Origin of the sequence: Solimonas soli DSM 21787 (assembly GCF_000474945.1) — a bacterium.
Lineage (GTDB): Bacteria > Pseudomonadota > Gammaproteobacteria > Nevskiales > Nevskiaceae > Solimonas > Solimonas soli.
Genome location: NZ_AXDW01000007.1, coordinates 1 through 22,414 on the forward strand (window position 1 = coordinate 1; position 22,414 = coordinate 22,414).

A 22,414-nucleotide genomic window follows, 5' to 3' on the forward strand; every position below is an offset into this window, starting at 1 on the left:
CCGTTTCGATCCACGCGCCCGTGAAGGGCGCGACATCGAAATCCACGCCGACACGCACAAAGACCTGATGTTTCGATCCACGCGCCCGTGAAGGGCGCGACCCTCTTGCGGCAGGACTACGATTCAACTTACTATTGTTTCGATCCACGCGCCCGTGAAGGGCGCGACGGCTCGCGAGATCAAGCGCGAAGTGCGGGACAAGTGGTTTCGATCCACGCGCCCGTGAAGGGCGCGACCCGACACGGCGTATTTGTCGGGCAGCGAGCCGGCGTTTCGATCCACGCGCCCGTGAAGGGCGCGACGCAGTGGATTTAACGCATTGCACCTACAGGCTTCAAGTGCTTCGCGGCGCGAAACCCAAAAAAACGGCACGCCGAAGCGCACCTCCGCACGCTGCGCAAGAAGTCTCCCAGAGATTTCAAATTGTTAAAGAATCGCGAACCTCAAGGGAATGCGTCGGTTACTTCAGGTTCGCATTACCGTCTTTTAGAACACCAGCGGCCCGTTGAAGTCCGTCGCTGGTTTCGCACCCACGTGCTCGACACGGCGCACCCAGTTGGCTCCGAGATAGTAGAAGCGCAGGCTGTCGTGTTCAGGTTCGATGAGATCCACGAGCTTCTGCTTCAGACTTGCCCATTGTGCCGGGTCTACTTCAATCTCGAAGACCGAAAACTGCACACGCTGTCCGCAGTCCTGACATGCCTTGGCCACTTTGCGCAGCCTTCGCCGGCCCTCTGCGTCTATCGTCGTAACGTCGTAACTCACCAGAACCATCATGGCGCTACTTCCAGAGAAACGGCGGATATGCGTCCAGATCACCGCGCAGATGCCGCGCTAGCAACTGCGCCTGCATGACGGGCAGAAGACCGATGGGCATCTTCTCGGCGATAAAGACGTGTTGAATCTCCTCTCGCTTCCGCTCTTGATATGCCACCAGAAGGACCTTTCGAGATTCCTCGCGCAGCAGTACGGCGCCATTGTCCATGCACTGGAAGTCGCGCTCGGAAACCTGCCGCCGATTGAGCATCGAGAGCGTAAGGCGATCGGCAAGAAACGCACGGAACTCCTCCATCAGATCGAGTGCCAAGCTGGGCCGGCCGGGCCGGTCCCGATGGAGAAAGCCGACCGCCGGATCGAGGCCGACTGTCTCAAGCGCGGAGCGGCAGTCGTGCGTCAGCAAGGTGTAGAAGAACGAGAGCAGCGCATTGACGGCATCCCGGGGCGGCCGGCGGCTGCGCCCCTCGAACCGAAACATCGATGACGGCACCCGGATCAGGTGGCCGAGCACTCCGAAGTAGGCCTGTGCCGCCTCTCCTTCCAGACCGCGCATTAGCTGCACATCGTCCTCGGCCTGCAGCCTCACCGATATGCGCTCAAGCCGTTTATGCGCGTGCGTTATGGAAGCTACGGCAGTCTCCGTCATCGAATCGCCGTGATCCCGCAATGCGCGCCCGAGCACGACCCTTTGGTTGTAGAGTTTGCCGATCAACAGGTGCCGGACAATTGCGGCACAGCCGGTGGAATCGTCGGAGCGGCGATATTGCTCGCGGCGCAGGAGAACATTTCCGGAAACGGGCCCCTCGACGCGAGCGAGAAAACGGCCGTTCGGGCTCAAGAAGCAGACGCTGATCCCCTGCTCCACGCAGTAGCCGAGCAATGGTGGAGAAACGAGCACCCGGCCAAAACAAACGAGGCTTTCCAGCATATGCACTGGAACTCGTGCCCTTTCCTGTTTCTCAACCTCCATCACGACGTTGGCGCCGTCCTTGTGCAGCCACGCACCTTCCGTCGTTACATACAAGGTATTGAGCTGACGCCGCATCAACTTTCCTCGGCGGTCTGCTGAAGCAGCCAATCGCGGACGGACATACGCCGGGTGAGTTCATGCGGACGGCACAACTCCAGCAGCGAGCAGGTGTCGCAACGCTTGGCTTCATAAACTGCTTTTGGTGTCCGGCTCTCGTTAAGCATCCTGCGCACGGCCTGGATCGTATCCAGCGTCAAAGCACGCAATGCTTCATCAAAAACCACGCACTGGCGGCGCCGCGTTTTCCCGTAGAACAGCGCCCCTTCCGGAACGCTGCACCGAAGCATGGATTCCAGGCAAAGCGCTTGCGCGCAAAGCTGCACCTCATCCGCGCGATGTGCCTTCGGTTTGCCCCGCTTGTATTCGACCGGACGTGGGACCAACCCCGCTTCACCTTTCCTGAACTCGACGATGTCCGCTACGCCCGCAATACCCAGTTCCGGCGCCGATAAGGGCATCGACGTATCCGTGCGTACGCCATGGCGAACTTCCACGCCCGCTGTATCGGCTCGATCGTGCATCAGCCGCCCTTCTGCGGTATGGCGGCTCTCCGCCCACAGACGTTCAACATGAATCAGCGCACACTGCCGCGGGCAGTACAGATAGTGCTGCAGGGCAGAAAGCGGGATCAGGTCTTCATCGTCCATGGCGGCCCGCTTCGCAATGGAGTCAGAACATTTCGTTGATCGTCACACCCGCCGGCAGACTGCTCCGGTCGATGCTGACGCGATAATCGGCAAAGCCGCGAGCCGGACTACCGGGTTCAGGCGCTTCGGCCCCGCCGTCAACGCGCTCGACCTTCACCATGTCGAACAGTACGTGAGCGGGTGCGTTGCCCATCGGATGTTCATGCTCGAACACGATCAACTTTCGAGCCGCCATTTCGCCGCGGGATGCAGAGCGGTCGTGCTCGAATAGATTGGTGAGCGCACGCCAGAGAAGCTGCAAGTCTTCATCCGAGAAGCCGGTACGTTCGGCGAGCTTGGCGGAGACGAAGCCATGCACGCGGAAAAGTCCATAAGGCAGGATGTGCTTGCGACCCATCGTGCGTTCTTTTTCAAGGTCCTTTTCGTTGGTGACGGCCATACGCGTGATGGAGATTTCCATTGGCAGCACCGGATCGATCGAGCTGGCAAATGCAATCTGCACCGGACCCCGTACCTGCCCGGCATTGACCTCAGTCGTCATCACGGCACCGAAGGCACGTACGTCGAAGAAGTTCTTGCACATCCAGGCCGTCAGCTCCCGCGCCTTGGCTTCTTCCTTCGGCAGCTTCTTGGCTTCCGGCGTAATGGAAAGCGCCTCGTAGGCCAGCTTGTGCTGGTTGTTCAGTACCGACTTTTCCTGCATGTAGATCGCATAGCCAGGCGCACCCTCCTGCTCCAGCGCCACGTAGTTGCGGATCTTGCGCTTGAGCGCCACATCCGTGACCAGACCACGGTTGGTCTCCGGATCTAGACGCGGCAGGTTGCCGGCATCCGGATCACCGTTCGGGTTGCCGTTGATCACGTCGAACAGGTAGACGAATTCGTAGCGATGGCTGATGACGCTCATGCGGAGGCTCCGGTGGATTCGGTGTCTGGGATGTCGTGCGCGTCCGCCTTGGCGAATCGCGCCTGGATCTGGTGGTAATAGCCAATCGCAAAGCGGCCCTGTGCTTCGATGCCGAGGCTGCGCGGCAGCGTGATGGGCAGGGCATTGACGATCTGGCCGACCTCCTTCTCCAAGGTCACGGCCAATCCTGCCTTCTCTTTGCGCAAGCGGCTCAAATGGTTCTGCGCATTGCGTAGCAAAACGGGGAAGATGCTGGCCGGCGTGGCCGAAGCGGCGCCGTAGTAGCGATCACGGATGGTGGCGTTGATCTGCGTGCCGAGCGCAGCGCGTTGCACGTTCTCCAGAGTGGAGAACAGACGCCCGAGCAGATAGCCGGGGTCGGTGTTGGTAAGGTCAAGACTCACAAGTTTCTCTCCCAGGTGGTTATCTGCGGATTTGAGGCGGGCATCGCGCACCAGCACGGCCTTGCACAGCGCGACCCGCAACGGCGTGATCTCGCCATCTGCCCGAAAGCGCATGACGAGATTGCCCAGCAGGCTGTATGGATAGCGCTGGCCGGTCAGGATGGCGCGGGTCAACTCGCCCGCCAGCAACGGCGAGACATCGTCATTCTTCGGAAAATCGCCATGCAGCGGTGCCGTGGTCAGCGCCAGCGCGCGCGGTGTCGGGGCGCGCTTCCAGGCAGATGGCCTGAGTTCCAGATCGTCGTAGTGCTTGGTGAGGCGTTCAGCGAAAGTCCGCAAGGAGCCGGTCTCCCAGAAGCGGATCGACAGCCGCGACGCATTCGGCGCCAGACCCAGCACGTAGATTTGCGTGCCATCTTCCAGGTGTCCTTCGAGATCACGAAGTGGCCGGGACTGGCGAACCTGCTGCAAGACTTCGTTCAAGCGCTGGGTTGCCTGCTCATCCTTGTCTTCCTGCGCGATGAAATCGGCAATCAGTCCTTCCGCTTCGCCTGCGGCGGCCTTGTCAGGCGCCTGCGCCCAAAACACTACAGTGGTATCGCCGATCTGCACTCGCTGGCGATTGCCGGTATCGCGGCGCAGCAGATGGTTCAGCGCAGTGGTGTAGCCAAAGGCGGCCTGTTCGGAAACCGGCGCGTTTTCACCTTGGATCTTGCCGTAGGACGTGAACGATTCAAGGTTGAATGACACAATCGACGCGCCGGAACTTTGCGCACCGTTAACACCCTTGATCGAGGGATGAAGACGCGCGATCGGCGCATGCATGCCCGTCACCAGGCAAGTTCCAGCAGCGGCAGCCCTGACCGCTCCCTGTTGCTGCGCCCAGCTGGCACGGGCCGCCGGGCTTTCATGCAGGAAACCGCGCGCTCCGTCCAAGCGGAACACGAGATTGGCATCGTACAGTTCCTCGCCGTGCTTCGGAAGAAAATGCGGGTTCTGGGAAAAATGCTCCGGCGTCCAGCGCTCAAGAAAATGCAGCAGCGCGAGCATGCCGGCGTCTTCGGTCCCGGCCAATGCTTGGCGGTGCAGTTCGCCAAATGCGGCATGCTCCTGATCGCTACGCTTGCTCGTCAGGCTGACGCCTAGCACATAGCTGGTCTTGTCCCACAGAAAGTTGGACTTGATGCCGACGGTGCGCTTCGCGCCCTGCGGAACGCTCAGCGTGCGAGGCAAAAGCTTCTTGCCGTCACGAGTACGCAGATCGACGACATCGACGGCTTCCCCGCTATCGCTGAGTACAATGACAAAGCCGATCTTCTCCTGGCTGTAACCAGGTGGCGCGATACCGGAATCTTCCGTGTCCAACAGCCGTTGGTAGTAGTCGTTGAGTGCGGAGAGGATCACGAGTGCACCTCGTCCGCGGCCAGCGGCGGAACTTCGATCAGGCCATTCACCATGCGTGCGCGAAAGAAACGCGAGGTCATGCCGCTGGCGAAATCGATGTCGTGCAGCATCCAGCCCAGATCGCGCTCGCCCGCCATGGATGGATCGGGTGTGGGCATCGAATCGCTATTCTCGATCAGTGCAAAGTTCGCCGGAAATTCGCGCGTGCCAAGGCACGGCGTCTGAAAACACTGCCCCTTGCGCGCCCGGCGGTTAAAGATGTCCAAATGTTTGCCTTCGTTGTCGTCCGGACCGGCTTGCGACGTCAGCTCGAAATGCGCACTGATGACATAGCCGACATCGCGCAGTACGGTTGCGGCACGCTGCTGCCGATCTTCCTCCACATAGGAAACGAGAGCATCCGTTCTTCCGGCCTTGATCGCCTTGCCGACGCTGGCCGCCGAGAGTTTGCTGCCGACTTCGTTACGCCGAATCGACTCGAAGCGTATCGGGCGAAGAACCTGAATGCTGTCCACGACCCAGCGGATTGCCGGCTTCCAGTGAATCGTTTCGATGATCCCGCGCGCTGCCGACGGTGTGATTACGTCGTAGGAGACGCGCTCCACTTTCATCTCCGGCCGCGTGAACAGCGCTCGTTCACCCCAGATGTGGAGTTTAATTCCGTAGGGCATGGCTCCCCCAATCGATCTAACTTAAGCGCCCCCTCCTCCTTCCGGAAAAGGGGGGTGACGCCACCCGCATTACTCCGTCAGTTTCAATCCACGCCTATAAGAGCTTTTCTACGAGTCTCACAAGTAATGGAGAACTCAGCAGAAGCGCCACAAGGGCGACGATCCAGATCCAGGGAGGAGGCACATCGCTGCCGCTGACATCCAATCGCAAACGAACCGAGTACTTCGAGTTCGGCGCTTTGTCGGATCGAGCTTCATGATCGTGCCAACGCTACGGACCGCGGAGTCGCCATATTATTAATAGGTTCTAACGAAGTAAGGCTACTTAAACGACAAGTGTATCGACGTCTAGAAACTGCGGATCATCCCAGTGCAGCCCGAATCGCCCGTCGTACAGCCTTGCATTGACCAGTTGCACGAACTGTTCACCGTACTTCTCAGGCGCGATCGGCTCGATCGCATGGGTCTGCCACAGGGCGTCGTAGGCTTTCTGCGGCACTTGCACCAGATGCGTCTGCAGCTTTCGGGCGGCACCCACCGTGAACTCCAGTTCGTTCAGGGCAGTCTCCACCTCGGGATCGCGCTTCCTCGTGCGCCAGTCGAACGGAATGATCACCGGTCGCATCGTGGTCTTGATGACGCGGAAGTTCGCCGCCAGAGTCTCGAGGGGGAGGCTGTCGGGTTGAGCGCGCTTGAGCTGGTCCAGAACGCCTTCTTTGTCCAGGCGGTCGTCCCCGAGTAGAAAATACAGCTCCTGAAAATAGGCCTTAACAGCTTCGAGCGCCAGAAGGTCTTCACGAAAGCGGCGCTCGACGCTGCGGAATGCCGCGGCGAAGAGCTTCAGTTCGGTCGGCGGTGCCCAGTCCGGATTCTCCGTGGCGAAGATCAATACTTCGCTTGTCTCTACCGGCCACAATCCTTCGCGGTTGCAGCGTCCGGCAGCCTGGGCGATCGAATCGAGCCCGGCTTCGGCGCGCAAGACGGCGGGCAGTGAGATGTCGACGCCGGCCTCGATCAAACTCGTCGAGATCAAGCGGCACGGACTTCCTTCCTTCAGGCGCTGCCGGACCTCCGCGAGCACCGCACTGCGGTGACGAGCCGTCATCAGCGTGCTCAGATGACGAGCGCCATCATCATGCTGGATCGATTCAAATAGCTGCCGCGCGTGGCGACGATTGTTGACGATGCACAACACCTGTTCGCGCTGCCGCAGCTGGTCCGCAAGCCGATCGTCGCTGATCGTGCCGATGTGGCGGGCGGAAACGCGCTTGAGCTTGCGATAGAGCTGGTCGGGCTCGGGCGCCAGCTCGTGGACCTTCTCAAGACCACCCTTGAACCCTTCATCGGCACGGAGGGCCGGCTGCGTGGCGGTACACAACACGATGCTGCTGCAATAGTTCAGCGCCAGTTCGTCGAGCAGCGTGACGCAGGGCCGCAGCAAATCCTGCGGCAGCGTTTGCGCCTCATCCAGGATCACGACGCTTCCGGCGATGTTGTGCAGCTTGCGGCAGCGCGACGGTCGATCGGAAAAAAGACTCTCAAAGAACTGGACGGCAGTGGTGACAACCACCGGCGCATCCCAGTTCTCCATCGCCAACCGGAGTTTTCGTGTGGATTGATAGCGATCCGGATCGTCCTTCGGCGGCGCTTTTTCGATGAAGGCGCTGTGATGTTCCAGTACCGCGTCTTCGCCAAGATCGCCGAAAGCGTCGCGAAACACCTGAGCGTTCTGTTCGATGATGCTGGTGAACGGAATCACATAGATGATCCGGCGCAGGCCATGGTGGATGGCGTGATCCAGTGCGAAGGCCAGTGAGGACAGCGTCTTGCCGCCGCCCGTCGGGACCGTCAGCGAGAACCGCCCCGGCGCATGCTGCGCCTGCGAACGCACATGGTGCAGGATGTCGCCGCGCAGACGCTTGACATCCGTCGTCGGCTCGAAGCGTGATTGGAGGAGATAGGTGTTCAGCCTTTCCCGCAGTGCTTCCAGCTTCGGCCCCTGCCCGATCGCGCGGGGCGCATCGCCTTTGATCTGCCGGTAGTAATTGTCGGTATCGATGAAGTCCGCATCGACCAGACAGGAGAAAACCATGCGCGCCAGCAAGCTGAGCTGGAACATGCCGCGCTGGGCTTTCCGGTTGAAGCCGGCCGGCAAGCCGAGCGTGTCCGGCAAAGCGATTTCCTGCTGCCAGATGTCGAGCAATGCCGGCAGCCCGGCCAAGTATTCAGGCGAGAGCCGTTCCTTCAGCGCGCTGCGCGCGTCACCGTTGACACCATTGGCGAGCCCGGCGTGGTGGCCGGCGATGCCATAGGCCAGAAGTTGACCGATGTCCTTGTAACGATCCCGAGCGATTGCCGCGCCCCAGGTCGCATGATCGACTCTGTTGAGATCGCCGCTCAGCCGCGCCTGGAATCGTTCGGTGTACTTGCCAAGATCGTGCAGCAGCCCGGCGACGCTGGCCATTGCTTCTGCGCCGAACGCTTTGGCATTCGTGGCCGCCAGCCCACCGACCGACTGCAGATGGTCAGACAGCCGCTGCCAGTCGGACTTGTCCGGCGTCTCCGTCGAATGCGCGTAGTACGCGGTCATTCGTCGACTGCAGCAGCAGCACCGAGAACCTGTGTCAGCGCACTTCGAGACATGCTTCCCCCGATTCGTGCCGAGCCCCCAAGCACGTGTCAGCAGTCTGGCCGCTCAGCGGCTAAAAATATGAGCCCTGCATCTCAGAAACAGGCCGATCCATACCGATCGAGCGCGGCGCGCAAGCGCGCGCGCACCGCCTCGCGCAGCCCCGCCGGCCCCAGCACCTCCACGTCCGGCCCGTAGCGCAGGATGTCGAGGATGAGTTCCTCGTCGCGGTGGTAGGGCAAGGAGAGTTCGTAGCTGCCGTCGGGCAGCCAGACGCCCTGCTGCTGCGGATGCCACTGCTCGGCCGAGATCCAACGTGCACGCTCGGCGGTGAAGCGCAGCACGGCGGTGGCGGTCGGCGCGCCCGAGAAGATGCCATACGAGCCGCCCAGTTCGTCGTCGAGGCGTGCAGCGTCGATGTCCTGCGCCGCCGCGCTCAGCGCCTCGGCTTCGCGCACGCAATCGACGGCGAAGGTGCGCAGGCCGTTGGACTTGTGGCACCAGGCGTCGAGGTACCAGTTGTCGCGGTAGTGCACGAGACGCTGCGGCGAGATCTCGCGCGTCGTCACCTGCCCGCTGCCGCGCGCTTCGTAATCGATCTGCAGGCGCTTGCGCTGCAGCACCGCGGCGGCGATGGTCGCGAAGTGCTTGCCCGGCGGCCGCGCCGCGGCGCGCAGCAGGCGGATGCGGCCGGCCTCGCCGGTCTGCAGGTGCTGCGATTTGAGAATCTGGTCGAGGCGGTCGCGCAGCGGATCGAGCGCATCGTCGAGCAGGCCGGGCTGGAAGGTGGCGAGCAGCTGCTGCAGGCTCAGCAGCGATTGCAGTTCTTCCGGCGAGAACCAGAAGCCCGGCAGTTCGTAGGCGGCGTCGGTGTAGCGATAGCCGCGCGGCTCGCGCGAGCTTTCCAGCGGGGCGCCGAGCACGTCGCGCAGATAGGCGATCACGCGCTTGGTGGTCGCGCGCGAGCATTCGAGTTCGCTCATCACGCGCTCGAACGGCACCGGATAGCGCCGGCTCTTCAGCAGGCGATGCAGGCGGTAGACATGTTCGAACGATTTCATGCGCAAAGAGTAGCGCGAATGCGCACGGCTCTCGGCGAGGGCCCCACCGCACCCTGCCCTCTCCGCCCCGGCGCGGAGAGAGCAGGCAGGCACGTGGAATTTCGCCCGGCGCGATCGCGCCGCCGGCGCGGCGTCAGGCCGCTTTCGCGTATCGCTCGCGCTCGCGCCGCATCACCTCGCGCACCGCCGGCAGCTCGAGCAGGCGCCGGTGATAGGCGGCCAGCGCCGGCCAGCGCGACATGGTCATCCTGACGTGCTGCGCCCAGTTGAGGATCACCAGCAGATAGGCATCGGCGACGGTGAAGCGCTCATCGACGAGCCACTCGCGATCCCGCAGCCGCGGATCGAGATAGTCGAAGCGCGCTTCGAGCAGGCCGAGCACGTAGCGCTGCAGCGCGTCCGGCGGCAGCACGCTCTGCTTGTGCGCGCCGAAGTACGGATTGAATACCGGCTTGTGCAGCTCGGTGGCGATGTAGTTCAGCCACTCCTGCAGGCGGTAGCGCGCATCGCTGGCGGGCGGCGGCACCAGCTGCGCCTGCGGCGCGCGGTCGCCGATGTACTGCAGCACGGCGGCGCCTTCGGTGAGCACGCTGCCGTCGTCGAGTTCGAGCGCCGGCACGAGGCCTTTCGGATTGATGCTGTAGTAGTCGCGGCCGTCCTCGGTGCGCTTCGCCTTGTTGTCGACCCAGATCAGCTCGAAAGGCAGTCCTGCCACGATCAGGGCGAGATGCGCGGCGAGCGAGCAGGCCATCGCGTCGGCATACAGTTTCATGGATGTTCTCCTGGCATGTGTCTTCAGCGCCGCGGCGCGCCGAGGAAGCGCCGCGCCTCGTCGATGCCCGCGGCGTCCTTGAGCACACGCAGATGGCCGAGCCCTTCGACGTGGTGCAGGCGCGCCTGCGGCCAGTGCTGGCGCAGACGTTCGCCTTCCTGCACCGCGATCTCGCGATCAGCCATACCGTGGATGATCAGCAGCGGCACGCGCAACGACGGCGCCAGATCGGCCGGCGCGATGGCGGCGAACGGCAGCCCCAACCAGGCCTCGGCGCGACGCTGGAACCGCGCCCATGCGCGTGACGACATGCCGAGCCCGTCGCGGAAGCGCGCCCAGATCGCCTCGAAGCGCGCCGGCGGCGCGAAGTAGACCACGCGGCGCACGACGAGCCCGCGCGACAGGGCCAGCGTCGCGCCGGCGGCGCCGAGCGAATGCGCGACCAGCACGTCGATGCCGCCGAGCGCCTGCGCGAGGTCGGAGACCGCCTCGGCGAAGTGCAGGACCGAAGCGCGATCGCCGGACGACAGGCCGTGCCCCGGCAGGTCGATGGCGACGACCTCGTAGCCGGCGGCGACCAGCGGTTCGACGAGCGCCGTCATTTGCCCGGCATGGCCGCCCCAGCCGTGCACGAGCAGCGCACGCGGGCCCTCGCCCCAGCGCCAGACCGCCAGGCGCCCGCCGCGATGCGCGAAGGTCTCGCGACGGCCGGCCGCGAGAATCTCGCGTTCTCCCTCGCGCAGGGCCGCGCGCGGTGGCGTGAAGAAAAGACGCTGCGCAAAGCGCGCCGCGAGATCCGGCACGAGGCGATCGAGCAGGCGGAACGTCGAGCGCAAAGCCCTCGGCGTTTTAGATCGAACGATCGTGCTATTTTCTGACGAAGCAGGGGGCAGAGCGGTCAGCGAATGCGGGGCCATGAGAATCCTCTTGCGGTTGCTTGCAGCTATGGAACGGAGCGGCTGCGGGTGAGCAGCGCGTCGAAAATCGCCTGCGCGCGCGGCAGCGCGCCGGCCTCGCGCATCAGGCGCCAGGAACTCTGGAAGACCATGGCGATGCCGAGCATCTCGTGCGCGAACACGGCCGGATCAAGGTCGCGGCGGAAGTGGCCTTCATCGATGGCGCCCTGCACGGCGCGCATGATCGCGTCGCGCCAGTCCTTCTGCGACTGCACGAGGCGATCGCGCACGGCGCCGTCGCGGCCGGCGTACTCGCTGGTGAGCTTCTGGAAGATGCAGCCGCGGCGCGCATCGTCGCCGCGTATCCATTCGAGATACTTGTCGAACAGCAGGCGCACGCGTGGCTCGCCGCGCGGCGTCGTCAGGGCCGGCTGCAGCACCTGCACGGTGAAGCGCGTGATGGCCTCCTGCAGCACGTCCAGCTGCAGCGCCTCCTTCGACTTGAAGTGCGCGAACAATCCGCTCTTCGACAGGCCCGTCTCGTCGGCAAGCGCACCGATCGACACGCCCTCGAGCCCGATCTCGCCGGCCATCGCCAGGGCGCGGTCGAGAATGAGCTTGCGGGTCTGCTCGCCTTTGCTGAGGTTCATGGCCGGCAAAATAGCACGATCGGTCGTTTTGTAAAGACCTGCGGCACCGGCAAGCGATGAACGGTGACGCAAAAAATCGGGGCGCCCGAAGGCGCCCCGATTCGAACCACTACCCGACCTGATCGGAAAGTCGGGGCCATGGATGGCCCCGGCTGCACCAGGGACGGTAATCGAGGACTTAAAAGTCGCCCATGCCGCCCATGCCACCCATGCCGCCGCCCGGCATCGCCGGCGCTTCGGCCTTCTGCGGCAGCTCGGCGATCATCGCTTCCGTCGTCAGCAGCAGGCCGGCGACCGAAGCCGCGTTCTGCAGCGCGAGGCGCGTGACCTTGGCCGGGTCGATGATGCCCATCTCGATCATGTCGCCATACTCGCCCGAACCGGCGTTGTAGCCGAACGCGGCCTTGCCTTCGGCGACCTTGTTGAGCACGACCGAGGGCTCCTCGCCGGCGTTCTTGACGATCTGGCGCAGCGGCTCCTGGATCGCGCGACGCAGGATGCCGATGCCGACCGTCTGGTCTTCATTGGCGCCCTTGAGCTTCTCGAGCACCTTGGCGGCGCGCACCAGCATGACGCCGCCGCCGGCGACGATGCCTTCCTCGACGGCCGCACGGGTCGCGTGCAGGGCGTCTTCGACGCGCGCCTTCTTTTCCTTCATCTCGACTTCGGTCGCGGCACCGACCTTGATCACGGCGACGCCGCCGGAGAGCTTGGCCAGACGCTCCTGCAGCTTTTCCTTGTCGTAGTCGCTGGTGGCGGCCTCGATCTGCGCCTTGATCTCCTTGATGCGCGAGGTGATCGCGTCCTTCTTGCCGGCGCCGTCGATGACGGTGGTGTTTTCCTTCTCGATCTGCACCTTCTTGGCGGTGCCGAGATCGTTGAGCGAGGCCTTCTCGATCGACAGGCCCAGCTCTTCGGTGATCACCGTGCCGCCGGTGAGGATGGCGATGTCCTTGAGCATTTCCTTGCGGCGGTCACCGAAGCCCGGCGCCTTGACGGCGGCGACCTTCAGAATGCCGCGCAGGTTGTTGACGACCAGCGTGGCCAGAGCCTCGCCTTCGACGTCTTCGGCGACGATCAGCAGCGGGCGGCCCGACTTGGCGACGCCTTCGAGGATCGGCAGCAGCTCGCGGATGTTGCTGATCTTCTTGTCGGTGATCAGGATCAGCGGGTTTTCCAGCTCGACCTGCTGGCTCTGCGCGTTATTGATGAAGTACGGCGAGAGGTAGCCGCGGTCGAACTGCATGCCTTCGACGACGTTGAGCTCGTTCTCGAGACCCGAGCCGTCCTCGACGGTGATCACGCCTTCCTTGCCGACCTTGTCCATGGCGTCGGCGATGATCTTGCCGATCGCCTCGTCGGCGTTGGCCGACACGGTGCCGACCTGCGCGATCGCCTTGCGATCCTTGCACGGCACGGCGTTCTTCCTGATCTCTTCGGTGACGGCTTCGACGGCCTTGTCGATGCCGCGCTTGATGTCCATCGGGTCGATGCCGGCGGTGACCGACTTCAGGCCCTCGTTGACGATCGCCTGGGCGAGCACCGTGGCGGTCGTGGTGCCGTCACCGGCCTCGTCGGAAGTCTTCGAGGCGACTTCCTTGACCAGCTGGGCACCCATGTTCTCGAACTTGTCCTTCAGCTCGATTTCCTTGGCGACGGAGACACCGTCCTTGGTGACGGTCGGCGCGCCGAACGACTTGTCGAGCACGACGTTGCGGCCCTTCGGGCCGAGGGTGACCTTGACGGCATTGGCGAGCACGTTGACGCCGGCGACCATGCGCGAACGGGCGTCGTCACCAAACTTCACTTCTTTGGCAGCCATGTTGAATTCCTCTTGAATATGAGACGGTTGGGGAGTGACTTACTTGCTGAAGACGGCGATGACGTCGTCTTCGCGCATGACGAGGAGATCCTCGCCGTCGACCTTCACTTCCGAACCCGAATACTTGCCGAACAGAACGACGTCGCCGACCTTGACATCAAGAGCGATCGGCTTGCCGTTGTCATCCTTCTTGCCCGGGCCGACGGCGAGGATCTCGCCCTTGACCGGCTTTTCGGCGGCGTTGTCCGGAATGATGATGCCGCCCGCCGACTTCTTTTCTTCTTCGAGACGCTTGACGATCACGCGATCGTGCAGGGGACGAAGCTTCATGATGAATCTCCCGATAGGTCAATGAGTTGGTGATTCCCGCGGCGAGCGCTCCAGACCGTTCTGGGCAGCCTGTTAGCACTCGCCATCGAAGGCTGCTAATTCTTAGGGAGTGTTCGCCGGGATTCAAGAGGCGTTCATGAAATAAGTCGCGCCGCGGTGCCGGGCGGCGGGCAGCGCCAGCCGCCCCGACGGTCACCCGCCGCCGCGCCGGGCCGACTGCCGCCCCGCCCGCGGCGGCGTCGCGCGCGCCAAACGCGGCCTAGAGCGCGCGTGCCGCGTCGTCGTCGTGGCCGATGCCCGACGCAGCGTCGCGGCGACGACGAGAGTTCAGAGCATGTTCATGGTCCGCCGCCCATGGTGAGGCGCGACAGGAGATCCACGATCATGGAACCGATCAAGCAGCTGCTCGCCGCCTTCGTCCGCCGGCCATCCGAACAGTGGCGCTTCATCCGCCAGGCCGTACACGAAATCCATTTCGTGCTGCAGGGCGCCGCGCAACTCACCGCGGAGATCGAGGCGCGCCTCGCGCGGCTCGAGGCCGAGGCGGCACGGCAAGGCACGCCGGCCGCCGTCGGCACGCCCCGCCCGCGTCGGCGGCCGCCGCGCGGCCGCGGCGCGGCGCGGCGCGCGAACCGCCGCCCATGAGCGTCAGCGCGCTGCGTCCGCCGGCGGACGCCATGCCGTCGCCGCCGCGCGCGGCGACGCTCGCCATCGACTATTCGCGCGTGCGCGCCGCCACGCTCGCGCACTGCGAAGGGCTGGAGGCCGAAGACACGGCGATCCAGTCGATGCCGAACGCGAGCCCGCTCAAGTGGCATCTCGCGCACACGAGCTGGTTCTTCGAGACCTTCGTGCTGCTTCGCGACGCCCGCTACCGGCCGCGCCGGCCCGGCTGGGACTTTCTCTTCAACTCCTATTATCAGGGCGTCAGACCGCTGCACGCGCGCGCGCAGCGCGGCCTGCTGTCGCGGCCGACGCTGGCCGATGTGGTCGCCTACCGCGCCGAAGTCGACGCCGCCATGCTCGGCCGCATCGCCGACGGCGTCGACGCAGAGGCCGGCGCGCTGATCCGGCTCGGCCTCGAGCACGAACAGCAGCATCAGGAACTGATGATGATGGACCTGCTGCATCTGTTCTCGCTGAACCCGCTCGAACCGCGCTACCGCCACGCCGCCGTGCCGCCGGCCGGCATGGCGACGCCACTGCGCTGGCTCGACGGCCGCAGCGGCATCGTCCACATCGGCGCCACCGCGACCGAGGCGTTCGCCTTCGACAACGAGCGCCCGCGCCACCGCGTGCTGCTCGATCCGCACCGCATCGCCAACCGCCTCGTCACCAATGGCGAGTACCGTGCCTTCATCGCCGACGGCGGCTACCGCCGGCCATCGCTGTGGCTGTCCGACGGCTGGGCCGCCGTGCAGGCGCAGGGCTGGCAGCATCCGCTGTACTGGTCGGCCGATCTCGACAGCGAATACACGCTGTACGGCCGCATCGCGCTGGATCCCGACCGGCCGGTGTGCCACGTCAGCCATTACGAGGCCGATGCCTATGCGCGCTGGGCCGGCGCGCGATTGCCCGGCGAGGCGGAGTGGGAAGACTTCGCCGCGCAGCATGCGCAGGAGGACAGCGACGACGCGGCGCCGCGCCTGCTGCCGCGTGCCGCGGAAACGACCGCCGGCGTCGCGCAGCTGTTCGGCGACTGCTGGCAATGGACCGCGAGCGCCTACCTGCCCTACCCGCGCTTCCAGCCGCTGGCCGGCGCCGTCGGTGAATACAACGGCAAGTTCATGAGCGGGCAGTTTGTCCTGCGCGGCAGCGCCTGCGTCACGCCGGCCGGCCACGCGCGGCTGAGCTACCGCAATTTCTATTACCCCCACGATCGCTGGCAGTTCGCCGGCATCCGCCTGGCGCAAGACGCATGAGCCGCCCGCGTCCGGCGAGAATCGAGCTTGCCGCCGCCGACTACTGCGGTGAGGTCCTGCGCGGCCTGCGCCGCACGCCGAAGCGCCTGCCGTCGAAGTTCTTCTACGACGCCCGCGGCTCGGCGCTGTTCGAACGCATCTGCGAGCAGCCGGAGTACTACCTCACGCGCGCCGAACTCGAGATCGTCGACGCTCACGCCGCCGACATTGCCGACGCGCTCGGCGCCGGCGTCGCGCTGATCGAGTACGGCAGCGGCAGCGCGCGCAAGACGGCCAGGCTGCTCACCGCCCTGCGCGAATGCGCCGCCTACGTGCCGGTCGAGATTTCGCCGTCGGCGCTGCAGGGCTGCGCCAGGCGCATCGCGGCGCTGGCAGCGGGCCTGCCGATCGCGCCGGTCTGCGCCGACTTCACGCAGTTTTCGCTGGCGCCGGACGTCCTGCCGCCGCATCGCCGCCGCGTCGTCTACTTCCCGGGTTCGACGCTCGGCAATTTCGACGACGCCGGGGCGCTCGCCCTGCTGCGCCAGATGCGCCGCCAGATCGGCGACTCCGGCGCCGCGCTGATCGGCATCGATCTGCGCAAGGACGCCGCCACGCTCGAGGCCGCCTACAACGACGCCGCCGGCGTCACCGCCGACTTCACGCTCAACATGCTGGCGCGCTTCAACCGCGAGCTGCGCGCCGACTTCCAGCTGCGCCGCTTCGCGCATCGGGCGCGCTGGAATGCCGAGGCTTCGCGGATCGAGACGCACATCGTCAGCCTCGCCGAGCAGGACGTCCGCGTCGCCGGCTGGCGTTTCCACTTCGCGGCCGGCGAAGCGATGCTGGTCGAATGCAGCTGCAAGTATTCGCTGCCGCAGTTCGCCGCGCTCGCCGCCAGGGCCGGCCTGCGCGTGCAGCGCATGTGGACCGACGCGCGGCAGCGCTTCAGCGTGCAGCTGCTGGTGCCGCTGCGCTGAAGCGCTGCCGCGGGGGTCAGAACCTCGCCGCCACGCGGAACAGCAGATTGGCCTCGCTGCGCCGGCGCAGATCATCGGCGACGCCGCTGTGCTGCACCGGCATGGCGGCGGCAAGGCTGGCTTCGGCGAAGCGCCAGTTCGCGCGCAGTTCGGCGCCGACATCGGCGAGCTGGATCGCGGGCAGGCCGGCGTCGTTCGCCAGGCGGCTGTAGCCGTATTCGGCGAATACGCGCGGTTTCAGCTGCAGATCGGCGACACGCCATCCGGCGTACTGCAGATCGAGCGACGCGTAGGCGCCGCTGTCGCCGACCGCGATGCCCGGCAGATAGGCGGCGACATTGTCGATGCCGCCCAGCACCCATTGGCTCTGCTCCGGCAAGCTGTCGCCGCTGTACTGGCCGGCGAGCGCCAGGCCCGCATCGAATGCGTCGCTGAGCTTGAGATTGAAGCTGGCGCTCGCGCGGCCGAGCAGGTAGCCGAGATCGGCACCGCTGCCCGATTCGCCGCCGCGCAATCCCTGGCGCGCCGTCAGGCTGAGGTCGGCATCGAGCGGCCTGCCGGCCCAGGCGCCGCTGCGCGAATAGTGCGTGCCGATCTGCAGGGAGGGATATTCCTCGCGCTGCGTGACGATGGCGTCCTCGGGGCGCAGATCACGCTGCTCGTGCGTGTACTCGACGCGCACATCGAGCAGCCAGCGGCTGCGCAGCGTCGCCGCCACCGGATACAGCCAGGCGGCCTGCAGCTCGCGCAGCTGGCCGTCGAGATCGTCCTCGCCGCGATAGTCGAAGGCATGGCCGGTAAGGCCGATCGCGCCGAAGGCCGTGGCGCGGCTCCAGGTCAAGGTCTCTTCGTTGAAATGGTCGGCGTTGGCGTCGCCGAGCCAGGTCAGCGCGGTGTGCCAAAGCAGCTTGAACTGATCGCCGACGACATTGCTGTGGCGCAGATCGAGATCGAGGAAATTGCGGCCGACGAAGCGATTGCCCGGGTTCCAGATCTCCGCGCGCGCGCTGCTGGTGTCGCGGCGGCCGCCTTCCTGTTCGATGTCGAGCACCAGGCCGTTCGGCGTCTCCTCCAGCTGCGTCTGCGCCTCGATGCCGGCGCGCTCGGCCTGCACGTTGGCGAGCGCGCGCCGCTTTTCGAACGTGCGCTCGTTCAACGGCGCGCCGACCAGCGGTTCGAAATACGGCATCAGCACGCGCGGCGCCCGCACCTCGGCGACACGGCGTTGTTCGACGAGCACGTAGACGTCATCGCCATCGAGCGCGTAGCGCAGCTGCGCGGACAGCAGGCCCTGCTCGTAGTAGGCGCGCGCCAGGCCATGCAGCAGTTCGTCGACGCTCATGGCGCCGTCGACCGCCGCGCGCAGCGTACGCGCCGGCAGGCGCGGCGTCTGCGGCAGGTGCAGACGATAGGCGCCGACCGTCGCGGCGGCGGCGCCGCGATCGGCGATATCGGCGATGTCGGTCTCCTGCGGCGGCAGCGGTGGCGGCAGCGCGATCGTCATGTCGGCTCTCCATCGCTCGTCGACGCCGCGGCGGACTGGTAAATCCCCATGGATCTCTCCCTGATGATCGCCGTCGCGCCGTAAGCGCCGGCACGACGCACGAAGACGCATGCGGCGCGCCCGCGCCGCATGCGCATGGAAATGAAACTGCCCGCGAGGCGGGCAGCGCGACGATTACTGCTTGGCGTCCTGCAGGCGCTCCTGGTTCTGCTGGCGCAGATCCTTGGCCTGTTCGCGGTTGTTCTGGCGGCGCTCCTTGGCCTGCTGACGGTTGTCCTTGGCGGTGTCGCGCGCCTGCTGGGCATTGTCCTTCGTCGCCTTGGCGCGGTCGTGCGCGTAGTCGCGGACGGCGCCCGCCTTGTCGGAGGCGGAGTCGGCGTCGTTCAGGTCACTGCGGAAATCCTGCCGCATCTCCTGACGCTCGCTGCGATTGGCCTGCGCCTGATCCTCGGCCTGGTTGCGATTCTGCTGGCGCTGGTCCTCGGCCTGGTTGCGGTTCTGCTGGCGCAGATCCTGGCGCGCCTGGGCGTTCTGCTCGCGGGCGTCCTGCACGGCCGTGCGGTCGCCACCGGCCAGCGGCGTCGTGTCGGCCGCCTGCGCGGCGGCCATGCCTGTCGCCAGCAGGCCGGCGCCGAGGCTCGTCAAAATGATTCCTTTCATTGCCATCTCCTGTCTATGAATTGTCGTGACGACTGGGCATCGTCGATCGACACTCTGCCCGGCGGCAGCTGAACCAACGCTAACCGCCGGCGTTCGGCCGAGGTTCATCCTCGCCATGAAGTCGTCATCTGCGCCGGCTAGCATTCGCGCGCCGCCATGAACGCCCCCGTCCACGTCGATGTCCCGCCGTCCGATCTCGCGCGCCTGCGGCTCGACGTCGCCCCGCTGTCTGCGGCGAGTTCGGTCGATGCCGCCGCCGATGCCTTTCTCGCGCCGGGCCACGCGCGCCTGCTGTGCCTGCCGATCGGCGAGCGCGGCCGCATCGTCGGCACCATCAGCCGCCACACGCTGAACAACGTCTTCCTGCGCCGCTTCGGCCGCGAGCTGTACGGCACGCGGCCGGTGACCAGCCTGATGAACGCCGCACCGCTGCGCGTCGATCTGGCGGCGCCGCTGGAGGACGCGGCGCGCTACGTGGCCGCGCATCTCGGCGCGCCGATCACCGAGGACTTCATCATCGAGCAGGATGGCGCCTACGCCGGCATGGGCATCGCCATCGACCTGCTGGCGGCCCTGCAGCGCCGCGTCGACGACGCGTACGCGGCGCTCAAGGCCTCGCAGGCGCAGCTGGTGCAGTCGGAAAAGATGGCCTCGCTCGGCCAGATGGTCGCGGGCGTCGCGCACGAGATCAACACGCCGCTCGGCTACGTGCGCAACAACGTGGAAATGATCCGCGACCTGTTCGAGGACGGCGTCGGCGCGCTCGCCGAACATCAGACGCTGCTCGACCTGCTGACCTCGGAGACGCTGGACGAGGCGACGCTCGCCGCACAGATCGCCAGCTGCCAGGCACGCGGCGCCTCGCTCGCCGACGCCGGCCTGGTCGCCGACACGCGCGCCCTGTTCCGCGACACCCTGCACGGCGTCGACACGATCAAGGACCTGGTCGTCAACCTGCGCAATTTCTCGCGTCTCGACCAGGCGCGCACGGCGGACGTCTCGCTCAACGACTGCCTCGAGCAGACGCTGGTGATCGCGCACAACGCGATCAAGCACCGCGTCGAGGTCATCAAGCGCTACGACGCCGCCCTGCCGCCGGCCCGCTGCTCGCCGTCGCAGATCAACCAGGTGCTGCTCAACATCATCAACAACGCCGCGCAGGCCATCGACGGCGACGGCGGCAAGCTGCTGCTGAAGACCGAGGCCGATGACCACTGGGTGCGCGTGCACATCCAGGACAACGGCCGCGGCATCGCGCCGGAGCACCTGGCGAAGATCTTCGACCCGTTCTTCACCACCAAGCCGGTCGGCCAGGGCACCGGGCTCGGCCTGTCGATCTCGCAGCAGATCGTGCACGCGCACGGCGGCACCCTGCACGTGGTGTCCAGGCTCGGCCAGGGCACCAAGTTCGTCATCTCGCTGCCGCGCCGCGCGCCGGCCGGCGTCCGGGAATCCGAGGCATGAAGCCGACGCTGCTGCTGATCGACGACGAGGAGCGCATCCTGCGCTCGCTCGCCATGCTGTTCCGCGGCCAGTACGCGCTCATCGCCACCACCGATCCGGGCGTCGCCCTGCGTGCGGTGACCGAACAGCGCGTGCATGTGGTGGTCAGCGACCAGCGCATGCCGCTGATGCGCGGCGCCGATCTGCTCAAGCAGGTGCGCGCGCGCTCGCCGCACTCCATGCGCATCCTGCTCACCGGCTATTCCGAGCTGGAGGCCGTCGTCGCCTCGGTCAACGAGGGCGAGATCTTCCGCTTCGTCAACAAGCCCTGGGACGCCGAGGACCTGCGCCACACCGTGCGCCAGGCGGCCGAGATCGCCGAATCGCTGTTCGCCGCCGGCCCGGCGGCACCGCCGCAGCCCGAGACCGGCCAGGCCGTCGCCCCGGTGGACCACGCGGCGGAGGCGATCCTCGTGCTCGACGACGACGCCGAAATCTACAAGACCGTGCAGGACATCGTCGGCACCTCGCAGCCGGTGCTCTGGGCGCGCACGCTGGACGAGGCGCTCGCCGCCTTCGAGCGCGAGGCGGTCGGCGTGGTCGTTTCCGAACTGGCGCTCGGCGGCCAGAGCGTCACCGGCCTGCTGAAGATGCTGAAGGCGGAACACCCGGAGATCGTGACGATCGTGCTGACGCCGTTCGCCGACGTTTCCGTGTTCATCGGCCTGATCAACCAGGGCCAGGTCTACCGCCTGTTGCCCAAACCCCTGCGTCGCGGCGCCTTCAGCATGAGCCTGGCCAGCGCCCTGCGCCATCACCGCCTGCTGCGCACCGCGCCGGCCCTGCGCGCCGCGCATGCCGTCGAGCGGATTCGCGCGCCGGAGGAAAGCAGCGTAGCCTCTCGCGTCATGGGTTTTCTGACCCGCATGCGCCGCGCTGGCGCGGCGTCCTGAGGCGGCGTAACGCCGGTCCGCCGATTCGCTCCTCTGGTCCGCCGCGGCACAGCCTTTGCGTCGCCGAAAAAGTAGGCTGTTCCAAGGTGTGACAGGGACCCGGCGAATCCGGGGGGAGTGGTACATGCGTCGTTGTCTCTTGTTGGCTGCCGTCCTGGCAGCACCCGTCGCACACGCCGAGTCGGCGATCAGCGCCGCCGATCTGCAGCAGGCGCGCAGCCTCGGCGTTTCGTACCGGCAGTGCCTGCAGGACACGCTGGGCGATCGCTATCTCGGCAGCGAGGCGAGCACGCCGGTCAAGCTGGCCGGCGACGTCGAGCGCAGCTGCGAGCCGCAGCTGATGCCGGTACAGCACTACCTCAGCGCGCGCGGCTATGCCGACCAGCTGATTCGTCGGGCGGTCGTCGACATCAAGGCGCGCGCCGACGGCGCGGCGATCGCCTACGTGCATCGCCTGCCGCCGTATCGCTACTGACCCCGCGGCGGCTTCAGGGCCGCGCCAGCGCGCCGCGCCGCCGCTATGATGGTCGCGGTCCTCGACGGAGCGCGATCATGGGGCGGCACCCGGCGGCGTGGATATTGATCGGCGCGCTGCTCGCCGGTCCGGCGGCGGCGCAGGCGCCCGCCGACGTGCTCGGCGCGATCGCGGCCGACGCCGCACCCGACCATCCGTCCGACACGCCGCCGCTGCAGGGGCGGCCGATCGAGGCGCCCGCCGAAGCGCGGGCGGTCGCCGTCGAGCCGCTCGGTGCCTGCAGCCTGCAGGCCGGCGACGAATGGCTGCCGCGCGAGCAGCTGACGCTCGCGCAGTGTGTCGACGCGCTCGACGCCAGCACCGCGCCATACGACGCCCGGGGCTTGCGGCATGCCTACTGGCAGGGCAGCTTCCTGAGCGCGACGCAGGCGGCGATCTTCCAGTCGACAAATGGCCACGACTGGATCCGGCTGCGCGACCGCCGCGGACCTTGATACC

22 protein-coding genes and 1 CRISPR repeat array are annotated in these 22,414 nt (G+C 65.9%); of the genes, 7 read left to right on the plus strand and 15 right to left on the minus strand.

The genetic code is table 11. The features are described 5' to 3' along the window. Positions 1–2 precede the first annotated feature (2 nt). A CRISPR array of direct repeats spans positions 3–302; the repeat unit is 32 nt; unit sequence GTTTCGATCCACGCGCCCGTGAAGGGCGCGAC. A gap of 184 nt (positions 303–486) precedes the next feature. The 13 genes from cas2 to groES all read right to left on the minus strand — a co-directional run bounded on the left by cas2 (position 487) and on the right by groES (position 14,000). Next, the gene (gene cas2, locus K344_RS0104365; RefSeq protein WP_028079633.1) at positions 487–777 is read right to left on the minus strand and encodes a CRISPR-associated endonuclease Cas2; all 291 of its coding nucleotides are present in this window, start codon (positions 775–777) and stop codon (positions 487–489) included. Between the two features lie 4 nt (positions 778–781). Beyond that, positions 782–1,822, minus strand: a complete 1,041-nt coding sequence (gene cas1c, locus K344_RS0104370; RefSeq protein WP_028079634.1) for a type I-C CRISPR-associated endonuclease Cas1c — start codon at positions 1,820–1,822, stop codon at positions 782–784. After that, entirely contained in the window at positions 1,822–2,454 is a 633-nt protein-coding gene (gene cas4, locus K344_RS23305) for a CRISPR-associated protein Cas4 (protein WP_028079635.1), read from the minus strand. Before cas4 ends, cas1c begins: the two co-directional genes overlap by 1 nt. 22 nt (positions 2,455–2,476) lie before the next feature. Next, positions 2,477–3,361, minus strand: a complete 885-nt coding sequence (cas7c, locus tag K344_RS0104380) for a type I-C CRISPR-associated protein Cas7/Csd2 (protein ID WP_028079636.1) — start codon at positions 3,359–3,361, stop codon at positions 2,477–2,479. Further along, complete coding sequence (gene cas8c, locus K344_RS0104385; RefSeq protein ID WP_028079637.1) at positions 3,358–5,169, minus strand: type I-C CRISPR-associated protein Cas8c/Csd1; 1,812 nt, start codon at positions 5,167–5,169, stop codon at positions 3,358–3,360. The genes cas7c and cas8c overlap by 4 nt, the downstream gene beginning before the upstream one ends. Next, entirely contained in the window at positions 5,166–5,840 is a 675-nt protein-coding gene (gene cas5c / locus K344_RS0104390) for a type I-C CRISPR-associated protein Cas5c (protein WP_043113806.1), read from the minus strand. The genes cas8c and cas5c overlap by 4 nt, the downstream gene beginning before the upstream one ends. A 325-nt stretch (positions 5,841–6,165) precedes the next feature. Beyond that, entirely contained in the window at positions 6,166–8,430 is a 2,265-nt protein-coding gene (locus K344_RS0104395) for a CRISPR-associated helicase/endonuclease Cas3 (protein ID WP_028079639.1), read from the minus strand. A 134-nt stretch (positions 8,431–8,564) separates the two neighbouring features. Next, on the minus strand, positions 8,565–9,530 hold the full coding sequence (locus K344_RS0104400) for a helix-turn-helix transcriptional regulator (protein ID WP_028079640.1): 966 nt from the start codon (positions 9,528–9,530) through the stop codon (positions 8,565–8,567). Positions 9,531–9,663: 133 nt separating this feature from the next. Continuing rightward, positions 9,664–10,302 carry a glutathione transferase GstA gene (gene gstA, locus K344_RS0104405; RefSeq protein ID WP_028079641.1) on the minus strand — a complete coding sequence of 213 codons (639 nt, stop codon included), beginning with the start codon at positions 10,300–10,302 and terminating at the stop codon, positions 9,664–9,666. Positions 10,303–10,325: 23 nt separating this feature from the next. Further along, complete coding sequence (locus K344_RS20210) at positions 10,326–11,138, minus strand: alpha/beta hydrolase (protein WP_051361894.1); 813 nt, start codon at positions 11,136–11,138, stop codon at positions 10,326–10,328. Between the two features lie 107 nt (positions 11,139–11,245). Further along, the gene (locus K344_RS0104415; RefSeq protein ID WP_043113808.1) at positions 11,246–11,848 is read right to left on the minus strand and encodes a TetR/AcrR family transcriptional regulator; all 603 of its coding nucleotides are present in this window, start codon (positions 11,846–11,848) and stop codon (positions 11,246–11,248) included. 178 nt (positions 11,849–12,026) lie between these two features. Further along, positions 12,027–13,670 (minus strand): chaperonin GroEL, encoded by a 1,644-nt coding sequence (gene groL / locus K344_RS0104420; RefSeq protein ID WP_028079643.1) that lies wholly within the window; start codon positions 13,668–13,670, stop codon positions 12,027–12,029. A gap of 39 nt (positions 13,671–13,709) precedes the next feature. Continuing rightward, positions 13,710–14,000 (minus strand): co-chaperone GroES, encoded by a 291-nt coding sequence (gene groES, locus K344_RS0104425; RefSeq protein WP_028079644.1) that lies wholly within the window; start codon positions 13,998–14,000, stop codon positions 13,710–13,712. 384 nt (positions 14,001–14,384) lie between these two features. Between groES and K344_RS0104430 the strand changes: the two genes are divergently transcribed. The 3 genes from K344_RS0104430 to egtD are packed head-to-tail and all read left to right on the plus strand — an operon-like array spanning position 14,385 to position 16,881. After that, the gene (locus tag K344_RS0104430) at positions 14,385–14,645 is read left to right on the plus strand and encodes a hypothetical protein (protein ID WP_028079645.1); all 261 of its coding nucleotides are present in this window, start codon (positions 14,385–14,387) and stop codon (positions 14,643–14,645) included. Continuing rightward, positions 14,642–15,922: an ergothioneine biosynthesis protein EgtB gene (egtB, locus tag K344_RS0104435; protein ID WP_028079646.1), complete on the plus strand. Its 1,281-nt coding sequence runs from the start codon at positions 14,642–14,644 to the stop codon at positions 15,920–15,922. The genes K344_RS0104430 and egtB overlap by 4 nt, the downstream gene beginning before the upstream one ends. Beyond that, entirely contained in the window at positions 15,919–16,881 is a 963-nt protein-coding gene (gene egtD / locus K344_RS0104440) for an L-histidine N(alpha)-methyltransferase (RefSeq protein WP_051361895.1), read from the plus strand. The genes egtB and egtD overlap by 4 nt, the downstream gene beginning before the upstream one ends. Positions 16,882–16,897: 16 nt before the next feature. Here egtD and K344_RS0104445 read toward each other — a convergent pair whose 3' ends face one another. After that, positions 16,898–18,385, minus strand: coding sequence for a ShlB/FhaC/HecB family hemolysin secretion/activation protein (locus tag K344_RS0104445; protein WP_028079648.1), 1,488 nt, complete (start codon positions 18,383–18,385; stop codon positions 16,898–16,900). Between the two features lie 174 nt (positions 18,386–18,559). Then, entirely contained in the window at positions 18,560–19,045 is a 486-nt protein-coding gene (locus K344_RS0104455; protein ID WP_028079649.1) for a hypothetical protein, read from the minus strand. A gap of 156 nt (positions 19,046–19,201) precedes the next feature. Between K344_RS0104455 and K344_RS0104460 the strand changes: the two genes are divergently transcribed. The 4 genes from K344_RS0104460 to K344_RS0104475 all read left to right on the plus strand — a co-directional run bounded on the left by K344_RS0104460 (position 19,202) and on the right by K344_RS0104475 (position 22,410). After that, complete coding sequence (locus K344_RS0104460; RefSeq protein ID WP_051361896.1) at positions 19,202–20,509, plus strand: ATP-binding protein; 1,308 nt, start codon at positions 19,202–19,204, stop codon at positions 20,507–20,509. Further along, complete coding sequence (locus tag K344_RS20215) at positions 20,506–21,441, plus strand: response regulator (RefSeq protein ID WP_051361897.1); 936 nt, start codon at positions 20,506–20,508, stop codon at positions 21,439–21,441. Before K344_RS0104460 ends, K344_RS20215 begins: the two co-directional genes overlap by 4 nt. A gap of 124 nt (positions 21,442–21,565) precedes the next feature. Then, a complete protein-coding gene (locus K344_RS0104470; RefSeq protein WP_157622766.1) occupies positions 21,566–21,916 on the plus strand; it encodes a hypothetical protein in 351 nt (116 codons plus the stop codon). A gap of 77 nt (positions 21,917–21,993) precedes the next feature. Continuing rightward, the gene (locus tag K344_RS0104475; protein ID WP_157622767.1) at positions 21,994–22,410 is read left to right on the plus strand and encodes a hypothetical protein; all 417 of its coding nucleotides are present in this window, start codon (positions 21,994–21,996) and stop codon (positions 22,408–22,410) included. The last annotated feature ends 4 nt before the right edge of the window (positions 22,411–22,414 follow it).